Genomic DNA, 12,608 nt, shown 5'->3' on the forward strand with positions numbered 1-12,608 from the left:
CAGTGTAAAATGTTACTGATTTGAAGAAGGGAGAACTATTGAATGGCTAAAGATGATGTAATTGAAGTCGAAGGTACCGTTCTTGAAACGTTGCCAAATGCTATGTTCAAAGTAGAATTAGAGAATGGGCATGTCGTATTGGCTCACGTTTCTGGTAAAATCCGTATGAACTTCATTCGTATTTTACCAGGAGACAAAGTTACGGTAGAATTATCTCCGTACGATTTAAATCGTGGTCGTATTACGTACCGTTTTAAATAATATAGCACTCCGTAATCTTTAAGGAGGTTCGAGACATGAAAGTAAGACCGTCAGTTAAACCAATCTGCGAAAAATGTAAAGTTATTCGTAGACGTGGAAAAGTAATGGTTATTTGTGAAAACCCTAAACATAAACAAAAACAAGGTTAATCAGAAGGAGGTGCATTCGGAATGGCACGTATCGCAGGTGTAGATATTCCTCGTGACAAACGCGTTGTTATTTCTTTAACTTACGTATTCGGCATTGGTCGCACAACTGCTGAAAAAATTCTTGCTGAAGCTGGTGTTTCTGAAGAAACACGAGTTCGTGATTTAACGGAAGACGAATTAGGACGTATCCGTGATATCATCGATCGTATTAAAGTTGAGGGAGATCTTCGTCGTGAAGTATCTCTTAACATCAAACGTCTAATGGAGATCGGTTCTTACCGTGGTCTTCGTCACCGTCGTGGTTTACCAGTTCGTGGTCAAAACTCTAAAAACAATGCTCGTACACGTAAAGGTCCACGTCGTACAGTAGCAAATAAAAAGAAATAATAAGTAAAGGAGGTTGAACTAACAATGGCACGTAAAACAAACACTCGTAAAAAACGTGTGAAAAAGAATATTGAAGCTGGTGTAGCTCATATTCGTTCTACTTTCAACAACACAATCGTAACACTTACAGATACTCACGGTAACGCGCTTTCTTGGTCTAGTGCTGGTGCACTTGGTTTCCGTGGATCTCGTAAATCTACGCCATTCGCTGCGCAAATGGCTGCTGAAACTGCTGCTAAAGCTGCAATGGAGCACGGTTTAAAAACTTTAGAGGTTACTGTTAAAGGTCCTGGTGCTGGTCGTGAAGCTGCAATTCGTGCTCTTCAAGCTGCAGGTCTAGAAGTAACAGCAATTAGAGATGTTACTCCAGTTCCTCATAATGGATGTCGTCCACCAAAACGTCGTCGTGTGTAATTTTTCTGTATAGAATTTTCCCTTTTGTCTATAATGGATATGATGCATTATCGAGAAATTTCGTACAGAAACATCGCTTGTTGTGCACAATCGGGAACTGCCTAAGGGGGACTTTCGGTTAGACAGAGGTTATACCTTTGTTTAACCGGGGTTTCGACGTTTTGAAGGAGGGTTTAGTTAATGATTGAAATCGAAAAGCCGAAAATCGAAACGGTTGAACTTAACGAAGATGCTAAATATGGTAAATTCGTAATTGAACCGCTTGAGCGTGGATATGGTACTACGTTGGGTAACTCCTTACGTCGTATTCTTTTATCTTCACTCCCTGGTGCCGCTGTTACTGCTATCCAAATCGATGGCGTATTACATGAATTTTCAACAGTTGAGGGCGTAGTAGAAGACGTTACAACGATCATCTTAAACTTGAAAAAGTTAGCTCTTAAAATCTACTCTGAAGAAGAGAAGACGTTGGAAATTGATGTGCAGGGCGAAGGTATTGTCACAGCTGCTGATATTACTCACGATAGTGATGTAGAAATCTTAAATCCAGATTTACACATTGCAACGTTAGCAAAAGATGCGCATTTCCGCGTGCGTTTAACTGCAAAGCGTGGCCGTGGGTATACGCCAGCTGATGCAAATAAAAGCGAAGATCAACCAATAGGAGTAATTCCTATTGATTCTATTTATACTCCAGTATCACGTGTGACTTACCAAGTGGAAAAGACACGTGTCGGACAAGTGGCTAATTATGATAAGCTTACGCTTGATGTATGGACGGATGGAAGCATCGGGCCAAAAGAAGCTATCTCTTTAGGTGCCAAAATCTTAACTGAGCATTTAAATATCTTTGTTGGTTTAACTGATGAAGCACAAAATGCTGAGATTATGGTCGAGAAGGAAGAAGATCAAAAAGAGAAAGTTCTTGAGATGACTATCGAAGAACTAGACCTTTCTGTTCGTTCTTATAATTGCCTAAAACGTGCAGGAATTAATACTGTACAAGAGCTTGCGAACAAAACAGAAGAAGATATGATGAAAGTTCGTAACTTAGGACGTAAATCCTTAGAAGAAGTTAAACATAAACTTGAGGAATTAGGTTTAGGTTTACGTAAAGACGACTGAGGATTTAAACCCATCAACAAAGGAGGGAACTACGAATGGCATACAGAAAATTAGGCCGTACAAGTGCGCAACGTAAAGCTATGTTACGTGACTTAGCTACTGATTTAATTATCAACGAGCGCATCCAAACGACAGAAACTCGTGCAAAAGAACTTCGTTCTGTAGTGGAAAAAATGATCACTTTAGGTAAACGCGGAGATCTTCATGCTCGTCGTCAAGCAGCAGCTTTCATTCGCAATGAAGTAGCTAACGCTGAGACTGGTCAAGATGCACTTCAAAAACTATTCGCTGATGTAGCTCCACGCTATGCTGAGCGCCAAGGCGGATACACTCGTATTGCAAAAATTGGTCCACGTCGCGGAGACGCAGCACCAATGGTAATTATCGAGTTAGTATAATGATAATTAAAAGGGCAGGACAGTTCTTTTCAAGAAACTGGTCATGGCCCTTTTTTTTAAATATAAAAATAGGCTTACTTGGCGAAGGAAAGGGTGCCTTGTATTGAAAAAAGAGAAACTTCGGACAGAAAATATATCATTTCAATATCCTGGTGCAGCCACTTATGCATTAAAAGATGTTTCATTCTCCTTATATGAAGGAGAATGGGTATCTGTTATTGGACAAAACGGTTCTGGGAAGTCTACACTTGCAAAATTATTGAATGGTTTGTTTTTGCCGGAAGCAGGGACAATTACAGTAAATGATACAATGGTTTTGTCAGAGGAAACGGTATGGGATGTTCGAAAACAAATTGGGATGGTATTTCAAAATCCAGATAATCAATTTGTTGGAACGACAGTGCAAGATGACGTTGTCTTTGGTTTAGAGAATATCGGAATGCCAAGAGAGCAAATGGTAGAAAGATTAGATCAGGCCTTACGACTAGTCCGTATGGAAGATTTTCTTAATGATGAGCCACATTCGTTATCTGGTGGGCAAAAGCAGCGAGTAGCAATAGCAGGCGTTTTAGCACTTCAGCCGTCTATTTTGATATTAGATGAAGCAACGTCAATGCTAGACCCTCAAGGGAGACGTGAAGTGGTAGAAACGGTTAGACAACTTGTTAATGAAAAAGGTATTACCGTGTTATCAATTACGCACGATTTAGAAGAAGCGGCACAGTCAGACCGTGTCATTATTTTAAATAAGGGAGAGATATTAGAGGAAGGGACTCCAGAACAAATTTTCAAGTCCTCTCATATGCTCCAAGAAATTGGATTAGATGTACCATTTTCAGTGAAAATAGCAGAATTATTAAAAAGAAATGAAATTCTCTTGCAAAATACGCATCTTACAATGGAAAGCTTGGTGAACGAACTTTGGAGATTACATTCCAAAAAGTAGAACATCGTTATCAATATAAAACTCCATTTGAAAGACGCGCACTTTATGATGTAGACGTGTCGTTTCCAAGTGGGGGCTATTATGCCATTATCGGTCATACTGGTTCAGGTAAGTCGACGATGATTCAACATTTAAATGGTTTATTGCAGCCGACAAATGGCACAGTTCAAATTGGTGAACATTTCATTTCGGCAGGAAAGAAAGAAAAAAAGCTAAAGCCACTACGTAAAAAGGTAGGTGTTGTCTTTCAATTCCCAGAACATCAGTTGTTTGAAGAGACTGTGGAGAAAGATATTTGCTTCGGACCTACTAATTTTGGTGTATCTGTAGAAGAAGCGAAGCAAAAGGCAAGAGAGGCAATTCAACTTGTAGGGTTAGAACCAGAACTGTTAGTACGTTCACCATTTGAGTTAAGTGGTGGGCAAATGAGGCGTGTTGCGATAGCAGGTGTATTAGCGATGGAACCCGAAGTGCTTGTATTAGATGAACCTACAGCAGGACTAGATCCAAAAGGGCAAAATGAACTTATGGAGATGTTTTATAAGCTACATAAGGAGAAAGGCCTTACAGTTATCCTTGTAACGCATAATATGGAGGATGCTGCTAAATATGCCGAGCAGATTGTAGTCATGCATAAAGGAACGGTCTTTTTGCAAGGAAGTGCAGAGGAAGTATTTTCACATGCTGATGAACTAGAGAAAATTGGCGTGGATCTTCCTATGTCTTTAAAGTATAAACGTGCAATTGAAGAGAAGTTTGGCATTTCAATCCCAAAGGCTACCTTATCTTTAGAGGATCTTACTCATGAAGTTGTGCAGGTGTTACGAAAAGGTGGTCATGAATCATGCAGCAGTTGATTATTGGAAGATATATTCCAGGGAATTCTCTTATTCATCAACTTGATCCACGTACGAAGCTGCTGATTGTCTTTTTATATGTATTTGTTGTTTTCTTAGCAAATAATGCGATTTCATATGGATTTTTATTTTTATATGCACTCATTGCTTTATTTTTTGCAAAAGTGCCGATTCGTTATGTACTTTCGGGCTTAAAACCAATTCTATGGATTTTTCTTTTTACATTTTTCCTGCATATTTTAACAAATAAAGAAGGGGAAGTACTATTCCAGCTTGGTTGGTTTTCGATACATGAAAAAGGATTAGAGCAAGGAATATACATTTCTATACGATTCTTCGTTATTATTTTAATGACGACATTATTAACGTTAACGACGACACCTATTGAGATTACAGATGGTTTGGAGACGTTATTAAAGCCGTTGAAGCGTATAAAAGTTCCTGTTCATGAAATCGCATTAATGATGTCAATTTCTCTTCGTTTTATCCCGACATTAATGGATGAAACGAGTAAAATAATGAAGGCACAATCGTCACGTGGTATTGATTTTGCAGGGGGACCGATAAAAGATAGGATGAAAGCTATCATTTCACTACTCGTTCCTCTATTCATCAGTGCTTTTAAGCGTGCAGAGGACTTAGCAATTGCTATGGAAGCCCGTGGATATCAAAGTGGCGAAGGACGTACTAAATTCAGGCAACTACGCTGGAAAACAAGCGATACAGTAACAATTATAAGCTTACTTTGTTTAGCTTGTATTTTGGCATGGGTGCGATCGTAATGGAGAATAAAGAAATGGATAGAATAAAATGTACGGTTGCATATGATGGCATGCATTTTTGTGGTTATCAAATTCAACCGCAGCATCGTACTGTTCAACAAGAAATAGAGAAAGCTTTACAGAAATTGCATAAAGGGGAACTTGTCCGTGTTCAGGCATCGGGCAGAACAGATTCTACTGTTCATGCTAAAGGACAAGTGATACACTTTGATACACCGTTGTCTCTTGAAGAGTGGCAATGGAACAATGCATTAAACACAATGTTACCAGATGATATTGTTATCACACAGGTAGAGAAAAAAACAGAAGAATTTCACGCACGTTACGGTGTCGAGAGAAAAGAATATCGTTATCGTGTATTATTATCAAAGACTGCGGATGTATTCCGTAGAAATTACGTATATCAATATCCATATCCGCTCGAAATAAACGCTATAAGAAAAGCGATCCCTTATTTTATTGGAACGCATGATTTCACTTCTTTTTGTTCGGCAAAAACTGACAAAAAAGATAAAGTGAGAACAATTTATGAAATCGAGCTAATTGAGCAGGACGACGAATTAATTTTTCGTTTTGTAGGTAATGGATTTTTATATAATATGGTCAGGATTATTGTTGGTACGTTACTGAGCGTAGGGCAAGGAAAGCTTGATCCGGATAGCATTCCAGAGATTTTAGCGAAACAAAATCGTCAGTTTGCTGGAAAGATGGCTCCTGGTCATGGGCTTTATTTATGGCAGGTAAACTATAACAACTAATCCTGGTGTAACATTTGCTTGACATTAGAAACTCAAAAGTATATCATAACATATGGTATTGTTTCTAAAACCACGATTAGCCCCGGAAGGAAATCGTGTTTAAGATAAACAATAGATTTTTTCTATGGAAAAGATAACGAGGAGGGAAACACATGCGTACGACTTTTATGGCAAAAGCTAACGAAGTTGAGCGTAAATGGTATGTGGTTGATGCTGAAGGTCAAACTTTAGGTCGCCTTGCTAGTGAAGTAGCATCCATTTTACGTGGTAAAAACAAACCTACATTTACACCACACGTTGACACGGGTGATCATGTAATTATTATTAACGCTGAGAAAATTCATTTAACAGGTAATAAATTAAACGATAAAATTTACTACCGTCACACTAACCACCCAGGTGGACTTAAACAAAGAACAGCTCTTGAAATGCGTACAAACTACCCTGTACAAATGTTAGAGCTTGCAATTAAAGGCATGCTTCCAAAAGGACGCTTAGGCCGTCAAGTTTCTAAGAAACTAAACGTGTATGCTGGAGCAGAGCATCCACACCAAGCACAAAAACCAGAAGTTTACGAACTTCGCGGATAATCAATTAAAGGAGGGCTTACTTTGGCACAGGTTCAATACTATGGCACTGGACGTCGTAAGAGTTCAGTAGCGCGCGTACGCCTAGTTCCAGGCGAAGGACGCGTTATCATTAACGGTCGTGATTTTGAAAACTATATCCCATTTGCTGCATTACGTGAAGTAGTGAAACAACCTCTAGTTGCAACAGAAACTTTAGGTAACTACGATGTACTTGTAAACGTAAATGGTGGTGGATACACTGGTCAAGCTGGTGCTATTCGTCACGGTATTTCTCGCGCTTTATTAAAAGCTGATCCAGAATACCGTCTAACACTAAAACGTGCAGGTCTATTAACTCGTGACGCACGTATGAAAGAGCGTAAAAAATACGGTCTTAAAGGCGCACGTCGTGCACCTCAGTTCTCAAAACGTTAATTTTTGCGAACTACAAACCCCAACCATTTTGGTTGGGGTTTTTTTATGTTTCATTCCTCTTTTGTAATTTTTGTAGTTTGGAATATTTTAGTGCTATCCTCTCGCGTATGCTTCTTCTTTAGAAGTTTAGACTAATACGTATTAGGGAGGTTTATAAGTACTATGAATGTCATTGTCAGCTTACAAGAAAAACAAAAAGAAAAGCAGTTGAAATATGAGCGGAAGATGCTGCGGGAATTATCATTAAAAACATTACGTTCAAATATTAGAGATGCCTTTCAGATGCAGGAACTTCATCGTCAGTATGAAGATTACTGCATTGAATTAGGGATAGAATCGTATTTATTAGGAGCGAGATATAGTAAATTTGGCTATTATGGCGAATCGTTCTTTGATGTGAAATATAGGGCCTTAGAAGAAGAGCAACAATTAACGGAAACACTATTTCAATTTTTAACGAGCATGACTATGCGGGAAATTAAATTACAAGATGAGGAATTACTTTTTGAATCTTGCCAGCAGTTTATCGGCTTATGGTGGCAGGAAGGATATGAAAAAGGTGAAAGAAGATATCGATTAAAGCTTCATTAAGACAAGCATAAACTTTCCTCTTGTCCCATATAAGTAATTAGAGGGACTAGCTGGAGGAGGAAAGGTATGAAGAGAATTCGAATTATCTCTTTTGCACTCGCTGCGGTTATTTTGTTTTTTTTAGTCAAACAAGAATTTCAAATTACAAAATCGTGGCGAGCTTGGAATTTACCCTTATCAGGGAAAGTAATCGTATTAGATGCTGGGCATGGTGGACCAGACGGAGGGGCTGTTGGTGGCAAGGATATTGTAGAAAAAGATATTACGCTTGAGATCACAAAGAAGGTGCAAGATTATTTACAAGAGCAAGGTGCACTAGTTATTTTAACGCGTGAGGGAGATTATGATTTAGCCCAGAAAGATACAAAGTCATATAGTAGACGTAAAGCAGAAGATTTAAAAAAACGTGTAGAGATTATTAATAAACCCGATGTAGACTTTTTTGCAAGTATCCATTTAAATGCTTTAACTAGTAGTGGATCGAAGGGCGCACAAACGTTCTATTACCGTTCTTCAATTGAAAATGAACGTGCTGCGAAATTTATACAAGCTGAGTTGAGAACGAGTTTAGAGAATACAAATCGTTCTGCTAAAACAATTTCTCATGTGTATTTATTAAAGTATGCGAAAACACCAGGCGCTTTAATTGAAGCTGGCTTTTTATCGAATGTAAATGAAAGGTATATGTTAAATTCGGAGAAATATCAGCAAAAGGTAGCAGCTGCAGTATATCGTGGTATATTACGTTATTTCACGGAAAAAGGAAATCCTCCAGAATAAGGAGGATTTTTTTGCGTTTCTCTCGTTAACGAAGTTTTCCGAAAATATGTTATACTGGAAATGTAAACGCATTTATTTCAAAAGTAAAGAGAGATATATTTAATTAACATTATGTTATTTTTCATACAGGGGGCTGGGCTAATTATGGTAACGAAAGAGCAAGTAGTGGAAGCGTTAGAAGGGATTGTAGATCCGTTTTTACATAAAACGTTAAAAGAAACAGGGGCAATTAAAGAGGTGACAGTCAAGCCTGAGAAGGAACATGTAAGTGTTAAAATTGCAATCGTAAAAACCGGTACAGCGGAACAAATGCAATTGCAATCTGGAATTGTAAAGTTAGTGAAAGAACTAGGAGCAGCAACAGTAGGGCTTCGCTTTGCAGAATTTACAGAAGAGGAATTAGCTCAGTTTGCACCAGAACAAGAAGAAGAGCAAACTGAATCTTTATTGTCACCAAATTCGAAAACGACATTTTTAGCAGTGGCGAGTGGAAAAGGTGGAGTAGGGAAATCAACAGTTTCTGTTAATCTTGCTATTGCTCTAGCTCGTCTAGGGAAAAGAGTTGGTATCATTGATGCCGATATTTATGGTTTTAGCGTACCTGATATGATGGGGATAGAAAAACGCCCTGTAGTAAGAGGAGATAAAATCATTCCAGTGGAGCGTCTAGGTGTAAAGGTAATCTCAATGGGGTTCTTTGTAGAAGATAATGCACCGGTTATTTGGAGAGGACCTATGCTTGGGAAAATGTTAAATCATTTCTTTACAGAAGTAGAATGGGGCGATTTAGATTATTTAGTTTTAGATTTACCACCAGGTACAGGTGATGTTGCGCTAGACTTACATTCGATGCTACCAGCTTGTAAAGAGATTATTGTCACAACACCGCATCCAACAGCGGCATTTGTAGCAGCACGTGCTGGAGCAATGGCTTTACGTACAGAACATAGTATTCTTGGTGTTGTTGAGAATATGGCTTATTTTGAAAGTAAAACAACTGGCGAAAAAGAATATGTGTTTGGAAGAGGTGGAGGAGATAAACTAGCTACAGAACTTCAAACAGAAGTACTTGGCCGAATCCCGCTTCAACAACCTGATTGGAATAAAGAAGATTTTGCGCCGTCAGTATATGAAGATACGCATACGACAGGTCTTATTTATCGCACAATAGCTGAAACGGTAATTGATAAAACAACTGTTGCGCAAAAATAAAATAATAATGAGTGGATGATACATATATTGTCCACTCATTATTATCGTTATTATTTTTACTGCTGTTCCTTTTTACCTTCTTGGGAACCACCTTCACCGCCGGCTTCCTTTTTATCAGAACCACTTTTTTCGGCTTTTTGGACACCTTTACTAATAATATCAATCATCTTAGCTTGGAAGAGTGGGCTTTCAGCAGTTTCTGTTAGTACTTGTTGTAAATATTGACGGTATTCTTTGCTCTTCATCGTTTGTAACATCATTTTTTCTACTTCAGGGTTTTTCATAATTTCCATGACGCCTGCTTGGTATTCAGGGTCTTTTAGTAATGTTTTCATTAAGGCTGTTTGTTCTTTTCCCATACTTTTAGCGAATTTCGATGAGAACTCAGGGTCTTTAAAGAGCTTTTCCCAGAATTGTTGCCCTTTATCGGATACCATTGCATCTTCAATCGTTTTCTTTACTACTGTTTCATCTAGTATGAGTGCTTGTTTCATTTTTTCATCAGTTAACACATCTTGAATGGCTTTCTTACCTTGATCGGTTTTTAAAATATCAACAATCATTTTCTTCGTTTGATCATAATCAAGTTCGGACTTTGCTTCTTTTTCTTGTGCACATGCTACAAGTACAAGAAATAGAAAAGAAGAAGTCAAAACGAGCAGCATCCGTTTCATAAGTTGGAACTCCTTTCAGCACAGTTCTCTCTTTTTAATATAAATATCTTTAAGGAATTTATACATGAACATGGCTAGCTTTTTGAAATTGTCATTGATACAATTTAATTAGAAATATAAGGATAATGGGGGATGTGTTGTGAATAGCCGCAAGTGGGTACGACTATTTTTTACGACGTTGTTTCTTGGTGGGGTTAGTACAGTCATTATTGGATTTGTTTTAGAGTGGGACAAGTACGCTAAATTTTTTCAAAATTTCGACGGAAAGGAAATTTTGGCAGTCTCCTTCTGGTTGATGGGTGTAGGATTTATTTTTAGTGTGATAAGTCAAATGGGGTTCTTTGCTTATTTAACAATCCACCGTTTTGGACTGGGAATGTTTCGATCGTCTTCTTTATGGAATATAGTCCAGCTCTTCTTTATTGCATTCGTTTTATTTGATTTTGTGTATTTAAGATCGGTATTGATTGCAAATGGGGAAGTTTCATTAGGGAATAACATACTTGTTGCTGGTGTGTTATTTATGTTTGGTGCCATCGTTGCTTATATAAAAAGTAAGGAAACGAATAAAAAGGCATTTGTGCCAGCTTTGTTCTTTATGGTCGTTGTAACAATTCTTGAGTGGGTACCAGCACTTCGAATTAATGATACAGATTGGTTATATTTAATGGTGATACCACTTTTATTATGTAATGCATATCAGTTACTTATATTACATCGTTTAATTGGAAAGACGAGTAAGTCGGCCTAATTAAGAGAGTTTTTACGCAGGGTAGTTGTACGAATGAAAATATCGGGATAAAAAAAGCTCTATTACCTGAACGAAAGGTAGTAGAGCTTTTTATGTGTGAAAAATTATTGGACATCTTTACTTTTCGTACTTGTGTTGGAAATAAGTTGTGATACGGATATTTGTTCATAGCCGTCACTCTTTAATTTCTGTAGAAGCAGTGGTAAAGCTTTATTTGTTTGAAGAGCAGAATCGGATGCATGTAATAAGACGATATCTCCACCTTTTAGATTATTAGAGACGGTGGAAACGATATTGTTTACGCCAGGGTTTTTCCAATCGTTTGAGTTATTACTCCAATGAACGACAGTGTATCCGAGTGATTCTGCTATTTTAAGTGTTGCCTTGTTAAAGTCTCCACTAGGTGGACGCAATAGTTTAATTTGTTTCACGCCGAGTTTTGTAAAAACATCTTGTGCTCGCAGAAGATCTCTTCGTATTTCATTTGCCTCTAGAGAAGTGTAGGACGTGTAATTATAACCCATACTACCGATTTCATGTCCATCTTTTATGATGCGTTCAACAACATCAGGGTGTCTTTCTGCCCATGCAGCAGAAAGGAAGAAGGTTGCATTCTTAATATCTCTTTCTTTAAGTGTATCAAGGATTGGAATTGCTTTTTTGTCTCCCCAACTAATATCAAACGTGAATGCAACTTGTTTTTTAGAGATGTCGCCTTTGTAAATAACTTTAGGTCCTGTAGCGGTTGAAAAAGCAGACTCGTGTGAATATGTTTTCAAAAAGAGTAGCCATGCTGTAAATAAGGAAAGTATCACTATTAAGCTAATGTGTTTAAAGTTTCTTTTACTCGTAATAAAAAAGAAAAACATAATATTACGCCCCTTTGTCCAATCCTTTTCAGTTACATATATGCTGTAAATATAAAAAAGAGAACAAGGGATTAATATCGTAAGTAGTGGATATAATGGATGGTAGGATTTTGTTAAATGAAAATGGGCTTAATGTTTATTGCTCTGGAAGAAATGATTGAGGTGATGATTTGCTTGGGTTTATGTTAACGAAAGAAGAGAAAAAAGAAATGGAATACATATTGAAGAGAGAGTTAGAAGAACTTTTATTTGATTTTGAAGATGAACGTATTCATGACGTTGTAAAAAAGGCGATGGAAGAAAGATATAAAATCATTTTTTGTTTGTTTCGAAGAGTCGCTAATGCAGAGGAATGTATTCGTTATGTAAGAAAAAGAACTTTTTATTAAAAAGTGTTGACGTTGATAGATATTATATGATAAATTAATAACCGTCGCTGATGCGGAAACGCAAAAAACGACAAAAAAGAAATTGAAAAACTTAGTTGACATTGAAAGGTGAAAATGTTAACATAAGGAAGTCGCAAATGAGCGACCAAGTAGTTCTTTGAAAACTGAACGAAACAAACAACGTGAAACGTCAATTTTTATTTTAGATGCTAGACAAACTAACTTTATTGGAGAGTTTGATCCTGGCTCAGGATGAACGCT

Annotated in this window: 19 protein-coding genes; 17 read left to right on the forward strand and 2 right to left on the reverse strand. The window is 37.6% G+C overall.

Annotated elements, in window-relative coordinates; all coding sequences use genetic code 11:
- The first annotated feature begins 42 nt into the window (after positions 1 to 42).
- From infA to ACTFRN_RS26335, 15 genes are all read left to right on the forward strand, one after another.
- Positions 43 to 261: a translation initiation factor IF-1 gene (gene infA, locus ACTFRN_RS26265; RefSeq protein ID WP_001029884.1), complete on the forward strand. Its 219-nt coding sequence runs from the start codon at positions 43 to 45 to the stop codon at positions 259 to 261.
- A 35-nt stretch (positions 262 to 296) separates the two neighbouring features.
- Positions 297 to 410, forward strand: coding sequence for a 50S ribosomal protein L36 (gene rpmJ / locus ACTFRN_RS26270; RefSeq protein WP_000868344.1), 114 nt, complete (start codon positions 297 to 299; stop codon positions 408 to 410).
- A 21-nt stretch (positions 411 to 431) separates the two neighbouring features.
- The gene (rpsM, locus tag ACTFRN_RS26275; protein ID WP_000090789.1) at positions 432 to 797 is read left to right on the forward strand and encodes a 30S ribosomal protein S13; all 366 of its coding nucleotides are present in this window, start codon (positions 432 to 434) and stop codon (positions 795 to 797) included.
- A gap of 24 nt (positions 798 to 821) precedes the next feature.
- A complete protein-coding gene (gene rpsK, locus ACTFRN_RS26280) occupies positions 822 to 1,211 on the forward strand; it encodes a 30S ribosomal protein S11 (protein ID WP_000101799.1) in 390 nt (129 codons plus the stop codon).
- A 180-nt stretch (positions 1,212 to 1,391) separates the two neighbouring features.
- Positions 1,392 to 2,336 carry a DNA-directed RNA polymerase subunit alpha gene (locus ACTFRN_RS26285; RefSeq protein ID WP_000569643.1) on the forward strand — a complete coding sequence of 315 codons (945 nt, stop codon included), beginning with the start codon at positions 1,392 to 1,394 and terminating at the stop codon, positions 2,334 to 2,336.
- A 35-nt stretch (positions 2,337 to 2,371) separates the two neighbouring features.
- The gene (rplQ, locus tag ACTFRN_RS26290; RefSeq protein WP_000331490.1) at positions 2,372 to 2,734 is read left to right on the forward strand and encodes a 50S ribosomal protein L17; all 363 of its coding nucleotides are present in this window, start codon (positions 2,372 to 2,374) and stop codon (positions 2,732 to 2,734) included.
- Between the two features lie 103 nt (positions 2,735 to 2,837).
- Positions 2,838 to 3,680: an energy-coupling factor ABC transporter ATP-binding protein gene (locus tag ACTFRN_RS26295; RefSeq protein WP_000711783.1), complete on the forward strand. Its 843-nt coding sequence runs from the start codon at positions 2,838 to 2,840 to the stop codon at positions 3,678 to 3,680.
- Complete coding sequence (locus tag ACTFRN_RS26300) at positions 3,656 to 4,537, forward strand: energy-coupling factor ABC transporter ATP-binding protein (protein ID WP_000406520.1); 882 nt, start codon at positions 3,656 to 3,658, stop codon at positions 4,535 to 4,537. The genes ACTFRN_RS26295 and ACTFRN_RS26300 overlap by 25 nt, the downstream gene beginning before the upstream one ends.
- Positions 4,525 to 5,319: an energy-coupling factor transporter transmembrane component T family protein gene (locus ACTFRN_RS26305; protein WP_001186536.1), complete on the forward strand. Its 795-nt coding sequence runs from the start codon at positions 4,525 to 4,527 to the stop codon at positions 5,317 to 5,319. The genes ACTFRN_RS26300 and ACTFRN_RS26305 overlap by 13 nt, the downstream gene beginning before the upstream one ends.
- 14 nt (positions 5,320 to 5,333) lie before the next feature.
- Positions 5,334 to 6,077, forward strand: coding sequence for a tRNA pseudouridine(38-40) synthase TruA (gene truA, locus ACTFRN_RS26310; protein WP_011039908.1), 744 nt, complete (start codon positions 5,334 to 5,336; stop codon positions 6,075 to 6,077).
- Positions 6,078 to 6,229: 152 nt separating this feature from the next.
- On the forward strand, positions 6,230 to 6,667 hold the full coding sequence (rplM, locus tag ACTFRN_RS26315; protein ID WP_001260793.1) for a 50S ribosomal protein L13: 438 nt from the start codon (positions 6,230 to 6,232) through the stop codon (positions 6,665 to 6,667).
- A 21-nt stretch (positions 6,668 to 6,688) separates the two neighbouring features.
- Complete coding sequence (gene rpsI / locus ACTFRN_RS26320) at positions 6,689 to 7,081, forward strand: 30S ribosomal protein S9 (protein WP_000079986.1); 393 nt, start codon at positions 6,689 to 6,691, stop codon at positions 7,079 to 7,081.
- 162 nt (positions 7,082 to 7,243) lie between these two features.
- Positions 7,244 to 7,672 carry a YbaK family protein gene (locus tag ACTFRN_RS26325; protein WP_001101006.1) on the forward strand — a complete coding sequence of 143 codons (429 nt, stop codon included), beginning with the start codon at positions 7,244 to 7,246 and terminating at the stop codon, positions 7,670 to 7,672.
- Between the two features lie 66 nt (positions 7,673 to 7,738).
- On the forward strand, positions 7,739 to 8,452 hold the full coding sequence (cwlD, locus tag ACTFRN_RS26330; protein ID WP_000822436.1) for an N-acetylmuramoyl-L-alanine amidase CwlD: 714 nt from the start codon (positions 7,739 to 7,741) through the stop codon (positions 8,450 to 8,452).
- 144 nt (positions 8,453 to 8,596) lie between these two features.
- The gene (locus ACTFRN_RS26335) at positions 8,597 to 9,664 is read left to right on the forward strand and encodes an Mrp/NBP35 family ATP-binding protein (protein ID WP_000256611.1); all 1,068 of its coding nucleotides are present in this window, start codon (positions 8,597 to 8,599) and stop codon (positions 9,662 to 9,664) included.
- Between the two features lie 56 nt (positions 9,665 to 9,720).
- On the opposite strand, the gene gerD is transcribed toward ACTFRN_RS26335, so the two are convergent.
- Entirely contained in the window at positions 9,721 to 10,338 is a 618-nt protein-coding gene (gene gerD / locus ACTFRN_RS26340) for a spore germination protein GerD (protein WP_000827521.1), read from the reverse strand.
- Between the two features lie 139 nt (positions 10,339 to 10,477).
- Here gerD and kbaA point away from each other — a divergent pair, with 139 nt between their 5' ends.
- Positions 10,478 to 11,089 (forward strand): KinB signaling pathway activation protein KbaA, encoded by a 612-nt coding sequence (gene kbaA / locus ACTFRN_RS26345; protein WP_001088517.1) that lies wholly within the window; start codon positions 10,478 to 10,480, stop codon positions 11,087 to 11,089.
- Positions 11,090 to 11,193: 104 nt separating this feature from the next.
- Here kbaA and pdaB read toward each other — a convergent pair whose 3' ends face one another.
- The gene (gene pdaB, locus ACTFRN_RS26350) at positions 11,194 to 11,958 is read right to left on the reverse strand and encodes a polysaccharide deacetylase family sporulation protein PdaB (RefSeq protein ID WP_000464702.1); all 765 of its coding nucleotides are present in this window, start codon (positions 11,956 to 11,958) and stop codon (positions 11,194 to 11,196) included.
- 170 nt (positions 11,959 to 12,128) lie between these two features.
- Here pdaB and ACTFRN_RS26355 point away from each other — a divergent pair, with 170 nt between their 5' ends.
- A complete protein-coding gene (locus tag ACTFRN_RS26355; RefSeq protein ID WP_000900296.1) occupies positions 12,129 to 12,347 on the forward strand; it encodes a hypothetical protein in 219 nt (72 codons plus the stop codon).
- The last annotated feature ends 261 nt before the right edge of the window (positions 12,348 to 12,608 follow it).

Source organism: Bacillus cereus group sp. MYBK245-2 (assembly GCF_051916145.1).
GTDB lineage: Bacteria > Bacillota > Bacilli > Bacillales > Bacillaceae_G > Bacillus_A > Bacillus_A pacificus.

Coding starts and splice junctions, on each gene's coding strand:
- cwlD (WP_000822436.1), top strand. CDS start 7,739: ATGAAGAGAATTCGAATTATCTCTTTTGCACTCGCTGCGGTTATTTTG.
- rpmJ (WP_000868344.1), top strand. CDS start 297: ATGAAAGTAAGACCGTCAGTTAAACCAATCTGCGAAAAATGTAAAGTT.
- truA (WP_011039908.1), top strand. CDS start 5,334: ATGGATAGAATAAAATGTACGGTTGCATATGATGGCATGCATTTTTGT.
- infA (WP_001029884.1), top strand. CDS start 43: ATGGCTAAAGATGATGTAATTGAAGTCGAAGGTACCGTTCTTGAAACG.
- pdaB (WP_000464702.1), bottom strand. CDS start 11,958: ATGTTTTTCTTTTTTATTACGAGTAAAAGAAACTTTAAACACATTAGC.
- rpsK (WP_000101799.1), top strand. CDS start 822: ATGGCACGTAAAACAAACACTCGTAAAAAACGTGTGAAAAAGAATATT.
- rpsM (WP_000090789.1), top strand. CDS start 432: ATGGCACGTATCGCAGGTGTAGATATTCCTCGTGACAAACGCGTTGTT.
- ACTFRN_RS26305 (WP_001186536.1), top strand. CDS start 4,525: ATGCAGCAGTTGATTATTGGAAGATATATTCCAGGGAATTCTCTTATT.
- ACTFRN_RS26325 (WP_001101006.1), top strand. CDS start 7,244: ATGAATGTCATTGTCAGCTTACAAGAAAAACAAAAAGAAAAGCAGTTG.
- gerD (WP_000827521.1), bottom strand. CDS start 10,338: ATGAAACGGATGCTGCTCGTTTTGACTTCTTCTTTTCTATTTCTTGTA.
- rplQ (WP_000331490.1), top strand. CDS start 2,372: ATGGCATACAGAAAATTAGGCCGTACAAGTGCGCAACGTAAAGCTATG.
- rplM (WP_001260793.1), top strand. CDS start 6,230: ATGCGTACGACTTTTATGGCAAAAGCTAACGAAGTTGAGCGTAAATGG.
- ACTFRN_RS26285 (WP_000569643.1), top strand. CDS start 1,392: ATGATTGAAATCGAAAAGCCGAAAATCGAAACGGTTGAACTTAACGAA.
- ACTFRN_RS26335 (WP_000256611.1), top strand. CDS start 8,597: ATGGTAACGAAAGAGCAAGTAGTGGAAGCGTTAGAAGGGATTGTAGAT.